The organism is Polystyrenella longa (assembly GCF_007750395.1).
Lineage (GTDB): Bacteria > Planctomycetota > Planctomycetia > Planctomycetales > Planctomycetaceae > Polystyrenella > Polystyrenella longa.
Genome location: NZ_CP036281.1, coordinates 4,573,933 through 4,590,524, shown reverse-complemented (window position 1 = coordinate 4,590,524; position 16,592 = coordinate 4,573,933). Strand labels below are relative to the sequence as shown.

At 50.9% G+C, this 16,592-nt stretch carries 11 protein-coding genes; 4 read left to right on the top strand and 7 right to left on the bottom strand.

The features are described from left to right. Positions 1-33 precede the first annotated feature (33 nt). Positions 34-924, bottom strand: coding sequence for a phosphoribosylaminoimidazolesuccinocarboxamide synthase (locus Pla110_RS17015; RefSeq protein ID WP_144997399.1), 891 nt, complete (start codon positions 922-924; stop codon positions 34-36). A 483-nt stretch (positions 925-1,407) separates the two neighbouring features. Between Pla110_RS17015 and Pla110_RS17010 the strand changes: the two genes are divergently transcribed. Further along, the gene (locus tag Pla110_RS17010) at positions 1,408-2,922 is read left to right on the top strand and encodes an endo-1,4-beta-xylanase (protein ID WP_144997398.1); all 1,515 of its coding nucleotides are present in this window, start codon (positions 1,408-1,410) and stop codon (positions 2,920-2,922) included. Between the two features lie 128 nt (positions 2,923-3,050). Then, complete coding sequence (locus Pla110_RS17005) at positions 3,051-4,313, top strand: sialidase family protein (protein WP_144997396.1); 1,263 nt, start codon at positions 3,051-3,053, stop codon at positions 4,311-4,313. Between the two features lie 159 nt (positions 4,314-4,472). Here Pla110_RS17005 and Pla110_RS17000 read toward each other — a convergent pair whose 3' ends face one another. The 6 genes from Pla110_RS17000 to Pla110_RS16975 all read right to left on the bottom strand — a co-directional run bounded on the left by Pla110_RS17000 (position 4,473) and on the right by Pla110_RS16975 (position 13,041). Beyond that, the gene (locus Pla110_RS17000; RefSeq protein ID WP_231742541.1) at positions 4,473-5,819 is read right to left on the bottom strand and encodes a DUF1501 domain-containing protein; all 1,347 of its coding nucleotides are present in this window, start codon (positions 5,817-5,819) and stop codon (positions 4,473-4,475) included. Positions 5,820-5,984: 165 nt separating this feature from the next. Continuing rightward, positions 5,985-9,287: a PSD1 and planctomycete cytochrome C domain-containing protein gene (locus Pla110_RS16995; protein WP_144997392.1), complete on the bottom strand. Its 3,303-nt coding sequence runs from the start codon at positions 9,285-9,287 to the stop codon at positions 5,985-5,987. 141 nt (positions 9,288-9,428) lie between these two features. Continuing rightward, the gene (locus tag Pla110_RS16990; RefSeq protein WP_144997390.1) at positions 9,429-10,505 is read right to left on the bottom strand and encodes a Gfo/Idh/MocA family protein; all 1,077 of its coding nucleotides are present in this window, start codon (positions 10,503-10,505) and stop codon (positions 9,429-9,431) included. After that, the gene (gene lpxA / locus Pla110_RS16985) at positions 10,502-11,356 is read right to left on the bottom strand and encodes an acyl-ACP--UDP-N-acetylglucosamine O-acyltransferase (protein WP_144997388.1); all 855 of its coding nucleotides are present in this window, start codon (positions 11,354-11,356) and stop codon (positions 10,502-10,504) included. The genes Pla110_RS16990 and lpxA overlap by 4 nt, the downstream gene beginning before the upstream one ends. 33 nt (positions 11,357-11,389) lie before the next feature. Next, on the bottom strand, positions 11,390-12,292 hold the full coding sequence (gene lpxC / locus Pla110_RS16980; RefSeq protein ID WP_144997386.1) for a UDP-3-O-acyl-N-acetylglucosamine deacetylase: 903 nt from the start codon (positions 12,290-12,292) through the stop codon (positions 11,390-11,392). 113 nt (positions 12,293-12,405) lie between these two features. Further along, on the bottom strand, positions 12,406-13,041 hold the full coding sequence (locus Pla110_RS16975) for an OmpH family outer membrane protein (RefSeq protein WP_197440253.1): 636 nt from the start codon (positions 13,039-13,041) through the stop codon (positions 12,406-12,408). Positions 13,042-13,952: 911 nt separating this feature from the next. Here Pla110_RS16975 and Pla110_RS16970 point away from each other — a divergent pair. Both Pla110_RS16970 and Pla110_RS16965 read left to right on the top strand, forming a co-directional pair. Further along, positions 13,953-14,192: a hypothetical protein gene (locus Pla110_RS16970; protein ID WP_144997382.1), complete on the top strand. Its 240-nt coding sequence runs from the start codon at positions 13,953-13,955 to the stop codon at positions 14,190-14,192. Positions 14,193-14,208: 16 nt separating this feature from the next. After that, on the top strand, positions 14,209-16,371 hold the full coding sequence (locus Pla110_RS16965) for a flagellin N-terminal helical domain-containing protein (RefSeq protein WP_144997380.1): 2,163 nt from the start codon (positions 14,209-14,211) through the stop codon (positions 16,369-16,371). Positions 16,372-16,592: the final 221 nt, after the last annotated feature.

Here is a 16,592-nt window from a genome sequence, read left to right as displayed (position 1 = left end):
AGGAACTCTTTTATTCGTAAGAACTGCTGAACCCTACTTCCAACCAAACTCTTCCCCGGTCAGCAACTCATAGGCTTCGATGTACTTCGCTCTTGTCTGGGTGACGATTTCTTCGGGCAGGGTGGGAGGTTCGCTGTTTTTGTCCCAATCGGTTGATTCGAGCCAGTCGCGGACGAATTGTTTGTCGAACGAGAACTGAGGGCCGCCCGGTTTGTAAGTGTCCATCGGCCAGAACCGGGATGAATCGGGAGTCAACACTTCGTCGATCAGGATGATCTCGCCATCCAGCAAACCGAACTCGAATTTGGTATCGGCCAGTATGATCCCTTTGGTTTGAGCGAAGCTTGCCGCCTTCTGGTAGATTTCGAACGAGAGTGAACGGAGTTTCTCTGAAAGTTCGTTACCGACCTGATCGCACATTACCTTAAACGGGATGTTCTCATCATGCCCTGATTCGGCTTTGGTTGCTGGAGTGAAAATTGGCTCGGGAAGTTGAGCCGATTCCTGGAGGCCTGCCGGTAGCTCGATTCCGCAGACAGTTTGCTGTTCGCGGTATTCTTTCCAGCCTGAACCGGACAGATAACCTCGCACAACGCATTCGATTGGCACGACTTCCGTTTTGCGGACGACCATACTTCGGCCTATGAGTGCGTCCAGTGGCGCATCGGTCGGTAGGTCGAGATCGGCCGGATTCATGCTGAGCAAGTGATTCGAGACTTCCAGTCGGTCAAACCACATCTTGCTGATACCAGTCAACACACGACCCTTATCCGGAATGCCGTTGGGCATGATCCAGTCGAAGGCGCTAATGCGGTCAGTCGCGACGAACAGGAGTCGGTCGCCAAAATCATAAACGTCCCGGACTTTGCCCCGTTTCACCGGAATCCCTGTAAGATTACTTTGTACGAATGCAGCTGATGACATCAAACAACTCCGGGGTAGAAATTAGCAACGTTCTGTCAGGACGAGTAGAGGGTGGGCTTCTAGGGAAGGGACGTCGTTACGACGTTCCTTTTCGGAAGATCTTTCCACTTACCTCTGACTGTTTTTCGAAAAAGGAGGCTCTGTGACCGGACGACATGAAGATCGAGCGGCGGTCTTCCGTATACAAGGGGAAGGAGCTGACGTTGGAAAAGTCTAACATTCGTCACCTTCTTGAACAATCTTGACGACACAAGTACACTGAGAGACCGCAGTTTGTGGCGGAAATGAACTGAAGATATGTCGTCACGATCTGGTCGAAATGGGTAGTCGATTCCGCAATTCGGTCACAAGCTAACCTCTCCTTCATCTCCAGCACCGGGATTGTCCCGTTTGCCGTTCCTTCCGGGTAATACGTCTATGGCGTTTATCCTGAACTCCTTATCACTGAACATGTATTGAATCGGGTCAGACAAAGGGAACAGCATGGGTGTAATCCGATTTGCTTTCGACCCGGAGCAAAATTCAAACGAATTAATGAATCGACTGGGTGATCGGGCGTTTCTCGTCAGCTACGAAGGCAAAGTCTTTCCGGGACAGCAGCTGCTGGTGCAGGATAACCAGATAGCCATTCGCAAGGCGGATGAGCGGAGTGCAAAGCTCTCTTTTCCCTGGCCTCTGGAACAATTGGGCGATGTTCTTTTCCAAACGGGTTCTCTTATGGAACGGGAAGAGCCCTACTCGCTGTTGGTGGAGTTAGCGCGTGGCAAAGTTTCAGCTTTGCGAAACCAGTCTGGAAACTGGCAGATTATGGGAATGACGATTCCGGCGGAGTTCTACGAACGTCTGGATCGCGCTCACGAGTTTCTTTCTCAAGGTGTACAGACTCAGACCAATATCAAAGAATCCTCCCGATTGGGGGGCGCTGCCTTGGAACAGGCTCAAGCGGCGTCCGACATTTTAATGTCGAGCTTTATCGGTCAACGCATGAAATTGCAAAGTCGCCGCTATACCGTGCCCCCCCTGCATTACTCCTGCGGGGTCAGTTTTGATTTTCAAAAAGAAGAGAACGAAGAAAACCTGAAATCACTGCTAGCACGATTCGACGAATTCGTGTTGCCTCTGCATTGGAACATGGATGAGGAACTCCGGTCATCTCCTCGGGTGGAAGAGATCGATGAAACGATCGATTTCCTGATCAGTCAGAACAAGATTGTTTCTGCCGGTCCTTTACTCGATTTTTCCAGCGAAGGACTGCCAGCCTGGTTGAAGCAATGGCAGGGTGATGCAATCAGCATGCAGAGTTTGCTCTGTGATTTTATCGAGACTATAGTCTCTCGATTTGCCGGGAAAATTCGTAAATGGGATCTCTCCGTCAACAGTGAGATGGGAGCCGCCGACGAAGAATGGAGCTTTCTGTCCGAGGAAGTAAGGCTGCGGTTTCTAAGTCGGTCTCTCGAAATCATGCAGCAGATAGACAACCAACTGGAGATCTCGCTGCTCGTGACAGATCCCTGGGGGGTGTATCATGGTGACGGTGGATATCTTCTCACATCACTGACATTCGTTGATGTCCTTACTCGTGCACGTGGTAAACTGAGTTCATTGAAACTTGTCCTGACGGACGGGTATGAAAATAATCGTGTTCCCTCCTTCGACTGGTTAGAACTTTCGAGGATCGTGGATTATTGGAGTTCTCTCGGCATTCCTTTACAAGTTGTTCTGGCGGCTCCTTCTTCGGGAGAGACGCAGGAAAATTCTCGAATTCAAGTTGATTCTAAACAGACCCATCTCGTATCTCTACAAAGTCAGGCGGATTGGTACGAAAAAGTAATCTCTCTGATGATTGCAAAAGAGTCTGTGACAGGTATTCAGTTCGAGCATTTTCATGATGGCAGTCCTAATCGGTATGCTGCCTCTGGTTTCGTTGATACTACCGGAAAACCAAAGATCAGTTTCGACCAACTGGCACGACTTCAAACCTTTGCTCCCAAACCCTGATTCGTCGATCTCAATTCGGGGCCCCCTCTCCCATATAAAAGAGAAGTAGCATGGGGTCATCATGGTGAGTAGGATGAGGACTCCTCTTTAATCTCACTTGAACTCTTCATTCTGTGAAAACTGGTGATATGAATCCGACTGAATACTCCTCCTTTCCCAACCGTCGAGAATTTCTGGCTCAATCTGCCGCTGCTATGGCTCTACTGTCAGCCGGTCAGCTGGCGACAGCAGAGCAGAAGGAGAATTCGGGTTTGATTAAATCAATCGAGTCCGAAATTCTCTTCAACGGTCGCTCGGGAGAATCCCGTTGGTTTCACCCGCGTGCCTGTGTTGTCCCGACAGGGCAACAGGACGAGGTGTTGATGACCTTGCAGTCCATCAGCGGATCCGATGTCTTTGGTCCGGTTCACTGGACCCTGTCCAAAGATGGTGGGAAGAGCTGGAGCGATCCCGAACTGATTTCTGGATTGGGTCGTACTCCGTTTGATGCCAGGCACGAAGTTGGTGTATGCGACGTGACACCGCAATTTCATCCGCAGACCAACACGTCGATTGCCATGGGACATAACGTCTTTTATCGAGACGGGGTTCTGGCTCGTCCTCAATTGAATCGCTGGCCGGTTTATACTATTCGTAATGCCGAGGGAGCATGGTCCACGCCACGTAAGTTAACCTGGGAAGACCCCAGAGGGGCGTTTATTTACACCAGCAATTGCGGACAGCGGGTCACTCTTGAGAATGGAGAATTACTCATACCTTTGACCTATGGAGCGACTGTCGATGAAGCCCGCTCGATATCGACCATTCGATGTCAGTTCGATGGGGAAGATATCACGGTCGTGGAAACAGGCAACGCTCTGCACAATGGTGTCAAACGCGGACTGCTGGAACCTTCCATGATTCATTACGGGGACAAGTTCTATGTCACGATTCGCGCGGAAGACGAACGTGGCTACGTAGCTGTCTCTGATGATGGTTTACAATGGGAAGAACAGCAAGCGTGGAGCTGGGAGGATGGCGAGCCTCTCGTGATGTCCACAACACAACAGCATTGGCTCGAGCATTCGGATGCCCTGTATCTGGTCTATACGCGTCGCGCTGAAGAGAACGCGAAGGTGATTCGTTATCGTGCCCCCATCTACATGGCGCAAGTCGATACCCAAACGATGCGTTTGAAACGTGAGACGGAGCAGGTGGTCCTTCCTTTGCTCGGGGATCCCAAGAATGATCCTCGTGGCGTCGCGTTGATGGGGAATTTCAATATCACGAATGTGAGCCCTGACCAGTCCTGGGTCACTGTGGGAGAACACCGCCCATTCGGAGGGTATCGCGGTGATACTCTGCTGGCCCGTATTAACTGGTCTCAACCCAATCAGCTGGTCGCGAAGTAAAGCGTAACGGAAAATTGAATTATTGAAAAAGAGGAACGTCGAATTCGGCGTCCCTCTTTTTCATTTTCAAGTGGTCCTGAAACCCTCTGATGGCTCAAAACCAACCCTATTTTAAATGCTCTAAGAGAACCACAACCGGGTTTCAGGATGGGTTCTAATTTAACTGATGATGTCGTGGACAACTTTTCCATGGACGTCGGTTAAACGCATGTCTCGGCTACTGAACCTCTTGGTTAATCGGGTGTGGTCCATTCCAAGCAGGTGCAGCATCGTGGCGTGTAAGTCATGAATTTGCAGTTTGTTCTCAATAGCATAGTATCCGTATTCGTCTGTGGCACCGTAGATCGTGCCCCCTTTGGCACCGCCACCCGCCATCCAGATGGTGAATCCAAACGGATTGTGGTCTCGTCCATCACTTCCCTGAGCCATCGGTGTACGCCCAAATTCCCCTGCCCAGACGATTAGGGTCTCGTCCAGCAATCCCCGTTCCTTCAAATCATCAATTAACGCAGCAACGGGTTGGTCGATCGCCTTCGCGTTTTTCTCATGCCCCGATTTCAGGCCAGAATGCTGGTCCCAGCGATCAAGCCCTCCGATCTTGGGACAGGTCAACTCAATGAAGCGAACTCCCTGTTCGACAAGTCGCCGGGCCGTCAAGCACTGTCGCCCATAACTGCGCGTGTGTTCGTCGGTGGAATCCAGTCCATAGTTCTTCTGAGTAGATTCCGTTTCCTGACTGAGGTCAACCAGGTCGGGGACGGCTGTCTGCATGCGAAAGGCGAGTTCGTAATTTCGAATGGCCGATTCCAGTTCGTCGTGTTCCCCCGCCTGGTCGAGGACATTCTCGTCAAGTTGACGTAACAGATTCAGTTTTCGTCGTTGAGCCGATTCTGTTTTTTCCGAACGCAACAGGTCGGCAACCGGCACCTCTCCTTTTTTGAATATGGAACCTTGATAGGCCGCCGGAAGAAATCCATTGTGGAAGCAGTCAACGCCGCCCGGTGGCATCAATCCACCCATCAGAACAACGAATCCGGGTAAGTTTTCGCTTTCAGTCCCCAGCCCATAAGTAAACCACGAGCCCATCGAAGGACGTCCCTGTAACCCATGGCCTGTGTGGAGAAAATAATTGGCGTTCGTATGTTCCGAAAAGCTGGAGGTCATCGAGCGGACGACACACAATTCATCTGCATGCTGGGCGATGTGGGGGAACAACTCGCTGATCGGCAGGCCACTCTCTCCGTGATTTTTGAACTTCCAAGGGCATTTTAATACTTTGCCGACGTCATCGAACTGCGTCGGTTGCACTTTCATTTTGAATGGCTGACCGTGCTCTTTGTCCAATTGAGGTTTGGGGTCGAAGGAGTCAATATGAGAGACTCCTCCATCCATATACAGAAATATGACATGCTTGGCTTTAGAGGGATGGTGGGTAGCCGGTAGTGATAACCCATTTTGAGCACCATCCTGCCCCGCCAATCCGAATTGCGGTGCCAAAGCTGACATGGCCAAGGCCCCGAAGCCAGTGGAAGCTTGCCGTAGGAGTTGACGGCGCGAAAATGAAAAACGCGTTGGCGTTTGGGGATGAAGAGGATCGTATTGCATAAGAAACTCAGACGATTTTAATTGATTAGAATCTTAAGTCAGGGCCACGCAGTCCGGCGATGTCATTCAATTGAGGTAGATGAAATCTTTTACATTGAACAGAACATGAGCGTAGTCGGACCAGCTCTTTAAGTCGCTTTCAGGATCACCCGTGTATTCCTGCCGTTGCTGTTCGAGGAAGGTGACTCCGAGGTCTACCTCTTCCTGTTTTGGTTCTCGTCCAAAGGCCTGTAAATACATGCGGACGATTCGGTCTTTATCCGAGTCGCTGGCCGATTCGTTTTCAAGAATTGATTCTGCCCACAATTTTGCCTGTACCACGACGAAAGGGTTGTTCATCATCGTGAGGGCCTGAGCGGGTACGTTGGAGACGGATCGGCGGCCCATCGTAGTATGGGGCGTCGGGAAATCGAAAGCGAGAAACATTGGGTTGAGAAAATTGCGCCGAACCATCAGATATATGCTGCGCCGCCGATCCCCATCCAGTGGCCCTGACTGTGACGGTCGCCCACGTCCTTCCATGAAATCGGTCAGGTGGGGTGAGACTGAAAGACCACCCAGTTTCAGATCGAGTTGACCAGAGACGGACAGCACACTATCACGAATCGCTTCGGCTTCGAGGCGGCGGATCGGCATACGGTGCCAGAGCAGATTGGCAGGATCCTGTTCTTCAGCATGAGCATCTGCCAGTTCGCTCGCCATACGATATGTTTGGGAAAGAACCATCTGACGGTGGATCGCTTTCAGTGACCACTTCTGTTGTACTAACTCGGTCGCCAGGAAATCGAGAAGATCCGGATGCGATGGAGCTTCCCCCAGGATTCCAAAATTGTCGGGAGAAGCGACGATGCCACGTCCAAAATGATGTAACCAAAGTCGATTCACGATGACTCGTGCGGTTAATGGGTTTTCTGGTGAAGCAATTTTATCGGCCAGTTTCAACCGGTTTGAGTTTGTACCCGACTTAGCGGCGTCCGGATCGAGGGCTTCCAGAAATCGTCGAGGAACAGGCTCGCCGAGTTTTTCATGATTGCCACGAATCAAGACGTATTCATTTTCCGGAGTGCCTGCGGTGATTGCGGTGATCTTTTCCGGTTTCGGAATTTGTTTCTGCAATTGTTCCACAGCCAATTGAAAACGATCAATCGAATGCTGGACCTCTTCGTTAAATAGCGGAACTGCCACACTCAAAACGTTATTGAGCAATTCGATCTCCGCCGGGTTGAGACCTCGTAAATCGTTGGCTGCCCGAGAAGTGATATTTTTAATCAGATTGAAACAGGCGGCATCGACGTCAATTGGATCATCGACGTCAATGGGAACCATGTCGAACAGCGTGCTGGAAACGGCTTCATTCGTAAGTATCAGAGGGGGATTGGGATTGTTCGAAAAGAGGATTTTTTCCACGACGATGTCGCCATCGTCTTCGTCTAGAATCTCAATATAGGCCCGGTGACCTATCGCCCTGTCGACCTGTTGGGACAACCAGACAGTGGATCCATCGATCGGAAGGGCGAGTGAAAGGGAACCGTACAGCGGGTTCTTGATCAATATCAATCCATCGACGACTAAGTTGACCGGGCCTTGTTTGTATCCTCGGGTTTGTGTCGGTTCTCCACCCTGTTTACGAATTCGGTAGTGTATAAAATTGTGTTCAACTTCAAACGTGGGCGACCGGTAAGAACCTTGCATCTGCTTTCCAAGTTGGCCAGTGTGCAGAGCACCACCGGTGATGAATTCCCATTTTCCATCCCCAAGTGCGGACAAAGAGAGTTCTCCCGACTGAGAGAATCGTTCTTCTTTTACGAAATGTCTCAGGAACCAATCAGCCGATTCTGCTGGTGTGAATGTCGCGAAGGAGACGGCCTGTTCGCGGAATTTTGCGTCCTCTTTAATGGAGGTATCCGCTTGTCCCAGGATCTCTCGTCTACGGGCCGAGTCCTCGTTAGAAGCAATTTCTTTCCATAAATGGAATGGATGCGCTTCTGAAGAGATGCTCTCTTGCGCGAACAATCCTTCCTTCAGGCGGTTGAGCAGCGTGTTGTCAGATTCAAGCTGTAAAGCCAGTTCGGAGAGAATTCTCTGGCTGACTTTCTGGTGACCGGTGGTGGTGAGTTCGTCCAGTTGGTGCAACGTTTCCTGAACCGCAGGAGTGTCGTTGATGATTGTCCAGTCCGAGCGGGAGGACTGCAGGTAACCGGCGAGAGCATAGTAATCTTTGGTGGTGATCGGATCGAATTTGTGGTCGTGGCAGCGGGCGCAGGAGACGGTGAGTCCGAGGAAACTTTTTGTGAGGACATCAATCTGATTATCGACGAGATCGCATTCTTCGGAGCGGATATCAACGGGGGAATGTTTACCTTGGCCCAACCAGTAAAAGGCGGTTGCCTGTACGGACTCATTCTGACCAGTTGCGGATCGGCGTGGATTTTCAAACAAGTCGCCGGCAACATGCTCTTTAATGAACTGATCGTAGGGCAGGTCCTGATTGAAGGCATTGACGACGTAATCCCGGTAGCGCCAGGCATGGTAGATGTCGTAGTCGAATTCGTGACCGTATGATTCGGCGAACCTCATCAGGTCCAGCCAATGACGTCCCCAGCGCACGCCGTATTGATCGGACGCCAGAAGACGGTCTACAACTTTCTCGTAGGCGGTTTCGGAATTGTCGTTGAGGAAGTCGTCTCGTTCTTCAATTGTTGGTGGTAGTCCTGTCAGGTCGAAAGTCACTCTACGGAGCCAAACCTCGCTGTCGGCCGGTGGAGCGGGAGCGATTTCAGACTTTTCGAGCTCACGAAGAATGAAATGATCCAGCGATTGCAGGGGCCAATTGGTATCCGTGACCGCTGGAGGAGTCACTTTCTTGACTGGTTGGAAAGACCAATGCTTTGCTCGTTCGGCCAGGTTGAATCCGTCACCGGTCGCAGATTCTTCAACTTCTTCTGCAGGCCAGGGGGCCCCTTCTTGCACCCAGCGGGTTAAAGATGCGATTTCTTCGGCCTGCAGTTTGCCGTCTGGAGGCATCTGGTAGCCGCCCGCCTCGTAATTGATGGCATCGATCAGTTCGCTCTGTTTCGGATGTCCAGGGACGATGCTGGGCCCCGTGTCGCCCCCTTTTAGAACTGAGGGGCGCGAGTCGAGCCGGAGATTGGCTTCCTCCGTTTCTGGACCGTGGCAATCGTAGCAGCGGTTCGCCAGAATCGGGCGAATCTCTTTCTCGAAGAATTCCAACTGATCAGCTGAGAACTGATTCTCATTGGCGTTGCTGGTGGGGTCGGCTCCAGAAATTGGAGTCAGAAATCCGCACAGAATCAATCCTGCAAAGATAAAGTCGAGCCACAACGCCCGTTCATGAACGATTCGAAACATGTATTAGAAATCTCCCTCGATACGCAATCGGATAAGAGATTTATTATATGTTTCGGCCAGGGCAGACGCCAGTTGAAGCTGGCGCAATCAGGCGTATGGGCGGCAGGGGTGTATTGAGACGTGCTCGTAGACGAATTGTCGTTAAGCGACCCGCAGACCGGCTGCGGCGGGAATTTCGAAATGCGGTCCAACTGGGCCTGCTTTCGAACCTTCCCATTGATGGCTCTTAATCGACGTAAGGACGGCTTCGGCGACTTCCATGGCGGAGAGACCCGCTTGGGCGTTTACGACAGGTTGAACACCCTGCAGAATGCTGTCGACGAAGTTCTGTAACTCGGCCGTCAGTGCATCCACTTTCGGAAGAGTGACCTGATCCATTTCGATTTGTTTACCGAAGATGTCTTGTTTCATCTGTTCGATATCGGCCCCCGGTCGTCGAGACCGTTCCGTCAGCGATGGACCATGTTTTAATGTTTCGCCCGGTTTGAAAGATGAGACTTCTCGTGTGTTCAGGTCGGCGGTGAAACTTCCCTCATAACCCCAGCAATGCAGAGTGCGGCGGGCTTCGGGGTGAATCCGGCTGGCATTCAAGTCGGCGATGCAGCCATTTTCAAAGTGTAGCCGGGCTTGGGCGCAGTCTTCGTGGTCGCTGACGACAGAAGCGCCGAAAGCTTCCACGCGGGCGAGCGGCGAATTGTTGAGTGCGAGGACCAGATCGATATCGTGGATCATCAGGTCATGGACGACGCCGATGTCTGTAGATCGGAAGGTAAACGGGGCGAGGCGCTCGCAGCGAATGTATTTAGGAGTGGAACAGCTATCGGCCACCATCTGGAAAGCGGGATTAAACCGTTCGATATGTCCTACTTGAACCAGACAGGAGTGCTTTTCAGCAAGTTCAAAAATACGCGAAGCGTCGGCATAGGTTGCAGCAAGCGGTTTCTCGATCATCACGGGTAAGCCGCGGCTGATGAATTTTTTAGCGACGTCCAGGTGATAGATAGAAGGAACGACAATGGAGGCCGCATCGACTTTGTCGAGCAATTCGTTCGGGTCGGTGTACCAGGTTGTATTGCAGGCAGCCGCGACGGATTGACCCTGTTCGGGATTGACTTCCGCGACGCCGACTAGATCGACTCCGTTCATCTCGGATAGAATTCGAGCATGGTGTCGACCCAGTGCTCCGACACCGATTACGCCCAGTTTCAACCGGCTCATGCCGCTCTCCGTTCTTTCGATCCATCGGCAGATGCAGGGGTATTCCGAAACGCTTCCCTAGCGCGGCCCATGCGTCCTTTGCGTTGTTGATCGATAAATGTTAACAAACTCGCCAGTTCGATGGGCAGTACAGTTTCCAGTTCAGTCGAGAATAATTCCCGAATTTCATCGAGCGTCTTGAACTCGCGGTACAGCATTTTGTAGGCGCGTTTGATCAGGCTGATGGTCTCTCGACTGATTCCCGAACGTTGCATCCCGACGAGATTGATTGTCCGGATTGTCGGATTATCACTTCCCGCAGCTAGCATGAAGGGAGGAATGTCGTGTGGTACACGGCAGCCACCGCTGACGAATGACAGTTTGCCAATCGTCGAGAAATGGTGCACGACGCAGTTCCCCGAGATGATGGCACCATCGTGAACATGCACGTGACCACCCAGCAGCACACCATTCACCAGGATGACCCCATTATGGATATGGCAGTTGTGCGCGACGTGGCTGTTCGCCATCAGCATATTTCGATTGCCGATGCGCGTAACGTGATCTTCTTTTTCCGCTCCACGATTAACGGTTACCCCTTCACGGAAAACGTTGTCATCTCCAATGATGACTTCTGTTTCCGATTCCTGGTAACTGATATCCTGCGGATCCGCACCCACAACGGCGTTCGGATAGAAGCGGTTACGCTCCCCGACAATCGTGTGGCCAACCAGAGTTACGTGACTGTCTAATCGACAGCCTCGTCCCAAGGCGACTCGCGGACCTACATAACAAAACGGGCCGACTTCAACGTCATCGGCTAGTTCCGCTCGCGGATCGACATAAGCTAAATGTGAAATCTTCCGAGACATGGCGACATCCTTGTGCCTCTATCTGCGATGGATTCAGGCCACTTTTTGGCGTGAGCCTGATTCCAACTCCCCCCGATACTCGGTGCGAATTTGACGGATTAGTTTTCGATTTAACTCGTGACCAGAACGATAGGCCTGGAAGTATCCGTGAATATCGCAACCCAGTAGAGCAAAATCCCCAACGCAATCCAACATTTTATGACGAACACATTCGTCAACAAATCTTGGCTTATTATCAATGACTCCTTCCGGACCGTACACCAGGAGATCCTGGTAGGTGGTCCGCTTTCCATAACCCAATGCCCGAAGTGCTTCAACTTCATCCTGAAGTACAAAAGTGCGACTGGCGGCGAGCTCCCTCTGGAAAGTTTCCGGAGAGATGGAAAGATGAAAAACCTGTGGAAATATCGGCGAGCGAGGACCGTAATCGAGTTGATACCCAATCTGCATTTCAGCCTGATTTGCAGGTCGGACAAATAACTCCATCCGTTGATCGTTTTTAACAGATATCTGCCGGTCAATCACCAGCACCTGACGAGGTGCCGATTGAACTTCGATACCTGCTTCGAGCAACGGTTCGGTGAAGATCAGACTTGATCCGTCTCCACCGGGTAACTCGACGCCGCTCACTTCGACCAGACAGTTATCGATCTGCAACCCAGCCAGGGCAGCGAGAACGTGTTCGGTCAGCTCGAGTGAACATTCCCCATTCTGTAACGCTGTTCGACGTTGTCGAGGAACACAGTATTCAACCAGGGCTGGTATCACAGGGAGACCGGCTTGATCTGTTCGTTGAAACTGAATTCCCGTATTTGTGTGGGCAGGATGAAAGTGGACTTCGATCTCCGCACCGGTGATGAAACCGATACCCCGGCATGAGACAGACTTTTTAATGGTCTGTTGTTGGCGAGTCTGCGATCGACTGCTTGCGGTCACGTGGTCCTGCTCTCAGATTAAAGCGACAGTGTAGTATGACGACACCACACTGCCGGGATTCCTGTCCTACTGATTTGGTATCAACGGCCAAGTGGACCGCATCACCGCATCGTCTATTTTCGGGTTCCGGTTCCGCGACTTGCGGCCGAAGGTTTGTATTGATCATTCATGAATTTCAGGACTGCGTTGGTGATATCGTCGCTTTCCTGATGGAAGACAACCTGGCTGCCCATTTTACGCATGACGTCTTGTGGGCCATCATCTGCTTCCACTGTTTCTGCACTGTATCGCAAGATAAGTGTGTAGTTGTAGGCTTTAGCATACTTACTGATGATGTCAGTGACTTCCAGATAAGTCCGTTTATACAGATCCGCCTCTTTCATGACCAGTTCACGTTTAATCGCGCTGGCATCGGCCTGAAAATCAGCGACGGCTCCCGCTACTTCTTTTTCTCTGACGCTGAATTCAGAGGAGGTAGGGCTGATACCCTTCAGGATTTCCTGTAATTTTTCAATTTCGAGACGCTTACTTTTAGCACCTTCCGATGCTGATTTGAGATCTTCCTCGATTTGTTTACGCTCATCTTTGAACTTTTCGTAGTTCTTGAAGATGTGAGCCATGTCAATCAAACCGATTTTATGTGGTGCACTTGAACCACCGGCTGAATTCTGTGCGGTGGCGACCGTACAGGTTGAAAGAATGATTCCCATGACAGCAACGGCGGTGATTGACAAAACTAGTTTTTTCACTGCTAAAGCACTCCTTTGCTTCACCCTGGCCCTTGCTTGAGCCATGACGATATTGACTGATTGATTCCAGAATGTGACTTGGTGTTTTGTACCGAGTTTGTTTCTCTACACTCAGGAAATTTCCCTCCTTGAAGCCGCTCCCGCTCATTCCTTGAGAGAGAGCCTTATATAGCTGGAGAGAATATTCTTGCAGAGATTCGGTCGGTATTTTGCACAACCCTCAATTTACGTCAATATGATTCCGGGGAAATCGCGGGACCTCTATAAAAAAAGGGGAAAAGACTTGTTTTCAAGTCGCGGGGCCTCTCCCTTTCAGGACGCGGCACCCGGGAAACAGCCAGTACGTTCACTCGGTTCACGCTGCCTTGTATTTCTGAAGTCGGTCTTGCTGTCGACCTGGCTGGGAAAGCTTGAACCCGAATAATCGTCCCGACCCTTTTAATCGGCATAATTTGCCAATCCGCTTGAATCGTACCCGATCCCAAGCTCTGATTTTTATCCAATATTCTGGCTGGGCCAGACCAGGAACTTAATCTGTGAAAATCGACCTTCACATATTGGTCGGATTCTTTGCTTAAATCGAGATTATGTGAGAAATGCGACGAGAATCTCAGGGAAAAAACGGCTTGGACTGGTCAGGCAAGATACGTTTTTGACGGGACTATTGTTGCTCGCGAGGTTTGTATTTCCTCGGACTCATCTTTCTGATCGTAAGTCTGCTTGACGCACCAAAGATTAGCTATTGTCAAGGAAAAATATCCGATTCTGAGAAAGCCACTGAATCCTTATCGGGCAGAAGTTTGTAAAAAGTTCCATTTTTACCAAATTTCACTAAACAGCCTAAACTCACATGTCGATGTGTCTGAGAGATGGCCCATAGACATAGGGCAATGGTGACGGGAATGTGCGTCATGATGATGCCATTCTCTGTGAATGGGCACGAGAACCTGTTCAGCGGAGTGGGGAAATCACTCCGGCGGGCTTATCTCGTGGCTGTCCATCATAGGGAACAAGGAGTCCGACATAATCTCTCGGTTGCTTTGTTGCAAACGATAGGAATTCCCTCGGGCAAGGAAGGCTTACAGGATTTGCACATATTGATCCTCTGTTTCCCGGATGTGACATTAGAGGGTCACACAGAACGGTCGTAAGAAAGGCCAAAATCAGATGACAAGAATTAACACTAACGTTGCCTCACTGCGAGGTCTGCGAAGCTTGAACAAGGCAAACGATCTGTTGGGAACCTCCCTGACACGTCTGTCAACAGGTTTGCAGATTAACTCCGGTAAAGACAACCCGGCGGGTTTGATCGCCGGCGAAACTCTCCGTGCTCAGATCACCACGATCGAGCAATCCATCAAAAACTCAAACCGTGCTAATAACGTGCTCTCGACGGCTGACTCTGCCATCGGTGAGATCAGCGGTCTGCTCAACCAGGTTCGTGGTCTGGTACAGGAAGGTTTGAACGACGGGGCGTTGTCAGACGAAGAGATCTCGGCTAACCAGCTGCAGATTGACGCTGCTCTCTCCGCGATCAACCGTATCTCTGCGAACACGACTTTCGCAGGATCAAAACTGATCGACGGTAGCAAAGGCTTCACAACTCAACTATCAACAGCAGACGCCGCTGAACTGTCTGACTTCCAAATCAACGAAGCCGTCTTCGGCTCCAGCCCAACGATCGAAGTCGTTGCGCAAGTTAATCAGACTGCTGAAAAAGCCGAACTTAACTTTAACGGTGGAGCTTTAACCAGCAAAACGACTTTCGAAGTCTCCGGGTCACGGGGGAGCCAGGTGCTCTTCTTCGACTCCGCTTCTTCAACGGCCAACATTGCCGACGCTGTTAACGCTGCGACTGGTGTAACGGGTGTGACTGCCACAGCGACCAACGGTTCTGTCGGAACGTTGACCGTGAATACGCAGATCGCAACAGTTGCTGGAACAGTCGATTTGGTTTCCACGGGTGCGAATAATGATTTGACCTTCACTGACGCTCGGGCAACGGGAACTCAGGGTGATTTCACAAACAAAATCAGTGTCACCTTCTCTGACCCTTCGGCAAATAGTCAGTCGTTAAGTCTATCAATCTCAGGTAATGACATCACTGTCAACCTGGCAACAAACGGCAACGGTACGATTACCTCGACTGCGGATGACGTCAGCGCTCTTATTAGCGGAAACGCTACTGCGAATGCCTTAGTTTCAGTGGCTGATACTGCTGGTAACGATGGAACCGGTCTCGTTGAAGCAATCGCCTCTACTCAGGTGGGTGACGGTGTTGATCAGCAGGATGCCGGACTCGTCTTCACAGATGCTCGTGGTTCAGCTTCCGGTCAGGCGTTGTTTACCAATGCGATCTCCGTGCAACTGGCTGATCCAAGCGGAAACAACCAGGCTCTGAGTGCAACTGTCACCACTGAAGCGAACGGTCAGGAAACGATCGTAATTAACCTCGCCACCAACGGTGACGGAACGATTACTTCGACTGCTGACGATGTTGAAGCCTTCATTAACGGCAATGAGACTGTGAATGCTCTGATTTCCGCCGTTGATAATGGAAACGGAACCGACACTTTGGCAGCAGCAGCTGCTGGTACCGTTTCTGATGGTGTAAACTCGTCACTGACGTTCACCAGTTCCGAATATGGGTCCAACGAATTTGTGGACATCAATGTTCTGGATGGTACTTTTTCCACAACTCTGAATGACGACACCACCGTGGCGACTCGTGACTCGGGTGTCGATATTGGAGTGACGATCAACGGTCAGACAGCTCAAACCAACGGTTTGAAAGCCTCTGTGAAAACGGCCAACCTGGACGTCTCGTTGACATTGGCTGAAGGTAGCAACTCGACAGCCACCTCCTCGACAATCACGATCACCGGTGGGGGTTCACTCTTCCAGATCGGTCAGGAAGTTTCTTCACAGGGTCAGATCGGTATCGGTATCGATGCAATCAACACGGCTCGACTGGGTGGTTCTTCGGGTAAACTGTACGAACTTGGTTCAGGTGCCGGTAAGAGCTTGCTCGACGTCGGTCCTTCCGTTCCTGGTTCAACCCTCGTCGACATCGTTGACGAAGCAATTTCCCGCGTGAACACGCTTCGTGGTCGTATCGGTGCTCTTCAGAAGAACGTGATCGAGACCAACATCTCGACGCTTTCTGTAGCCTTGGAGAACATTACCGAAGCTCGTTCGAGTATCGTCGATGCTGACTTCGCCATCGAAACTGCCAACCTGACAAGAGCTCAGATTCTGAGTCAGGCCGGTACTTCGGTATTGTCCATCGCGAACCAGACACCTTCACAGGTACTGGCTCTCCTCGGGTAATCGAAGCTAGGCCCATAATTTTCTGAGTGATGTTAACGATTCACTGTAAATGAATCGTGAACATAGATACGTGACAAGTAGGTCACTCAGCAAAGTTATGATGAAAATAGAAAACGTTGACCATCAATCTGGTGGTCAGCGTTTTTTTATTTGTTTTACACACCCAGCGATGGCAGGAATCTGGCTGACAGAACCTGGGAATGGGTTGTTTTGGGGATGGT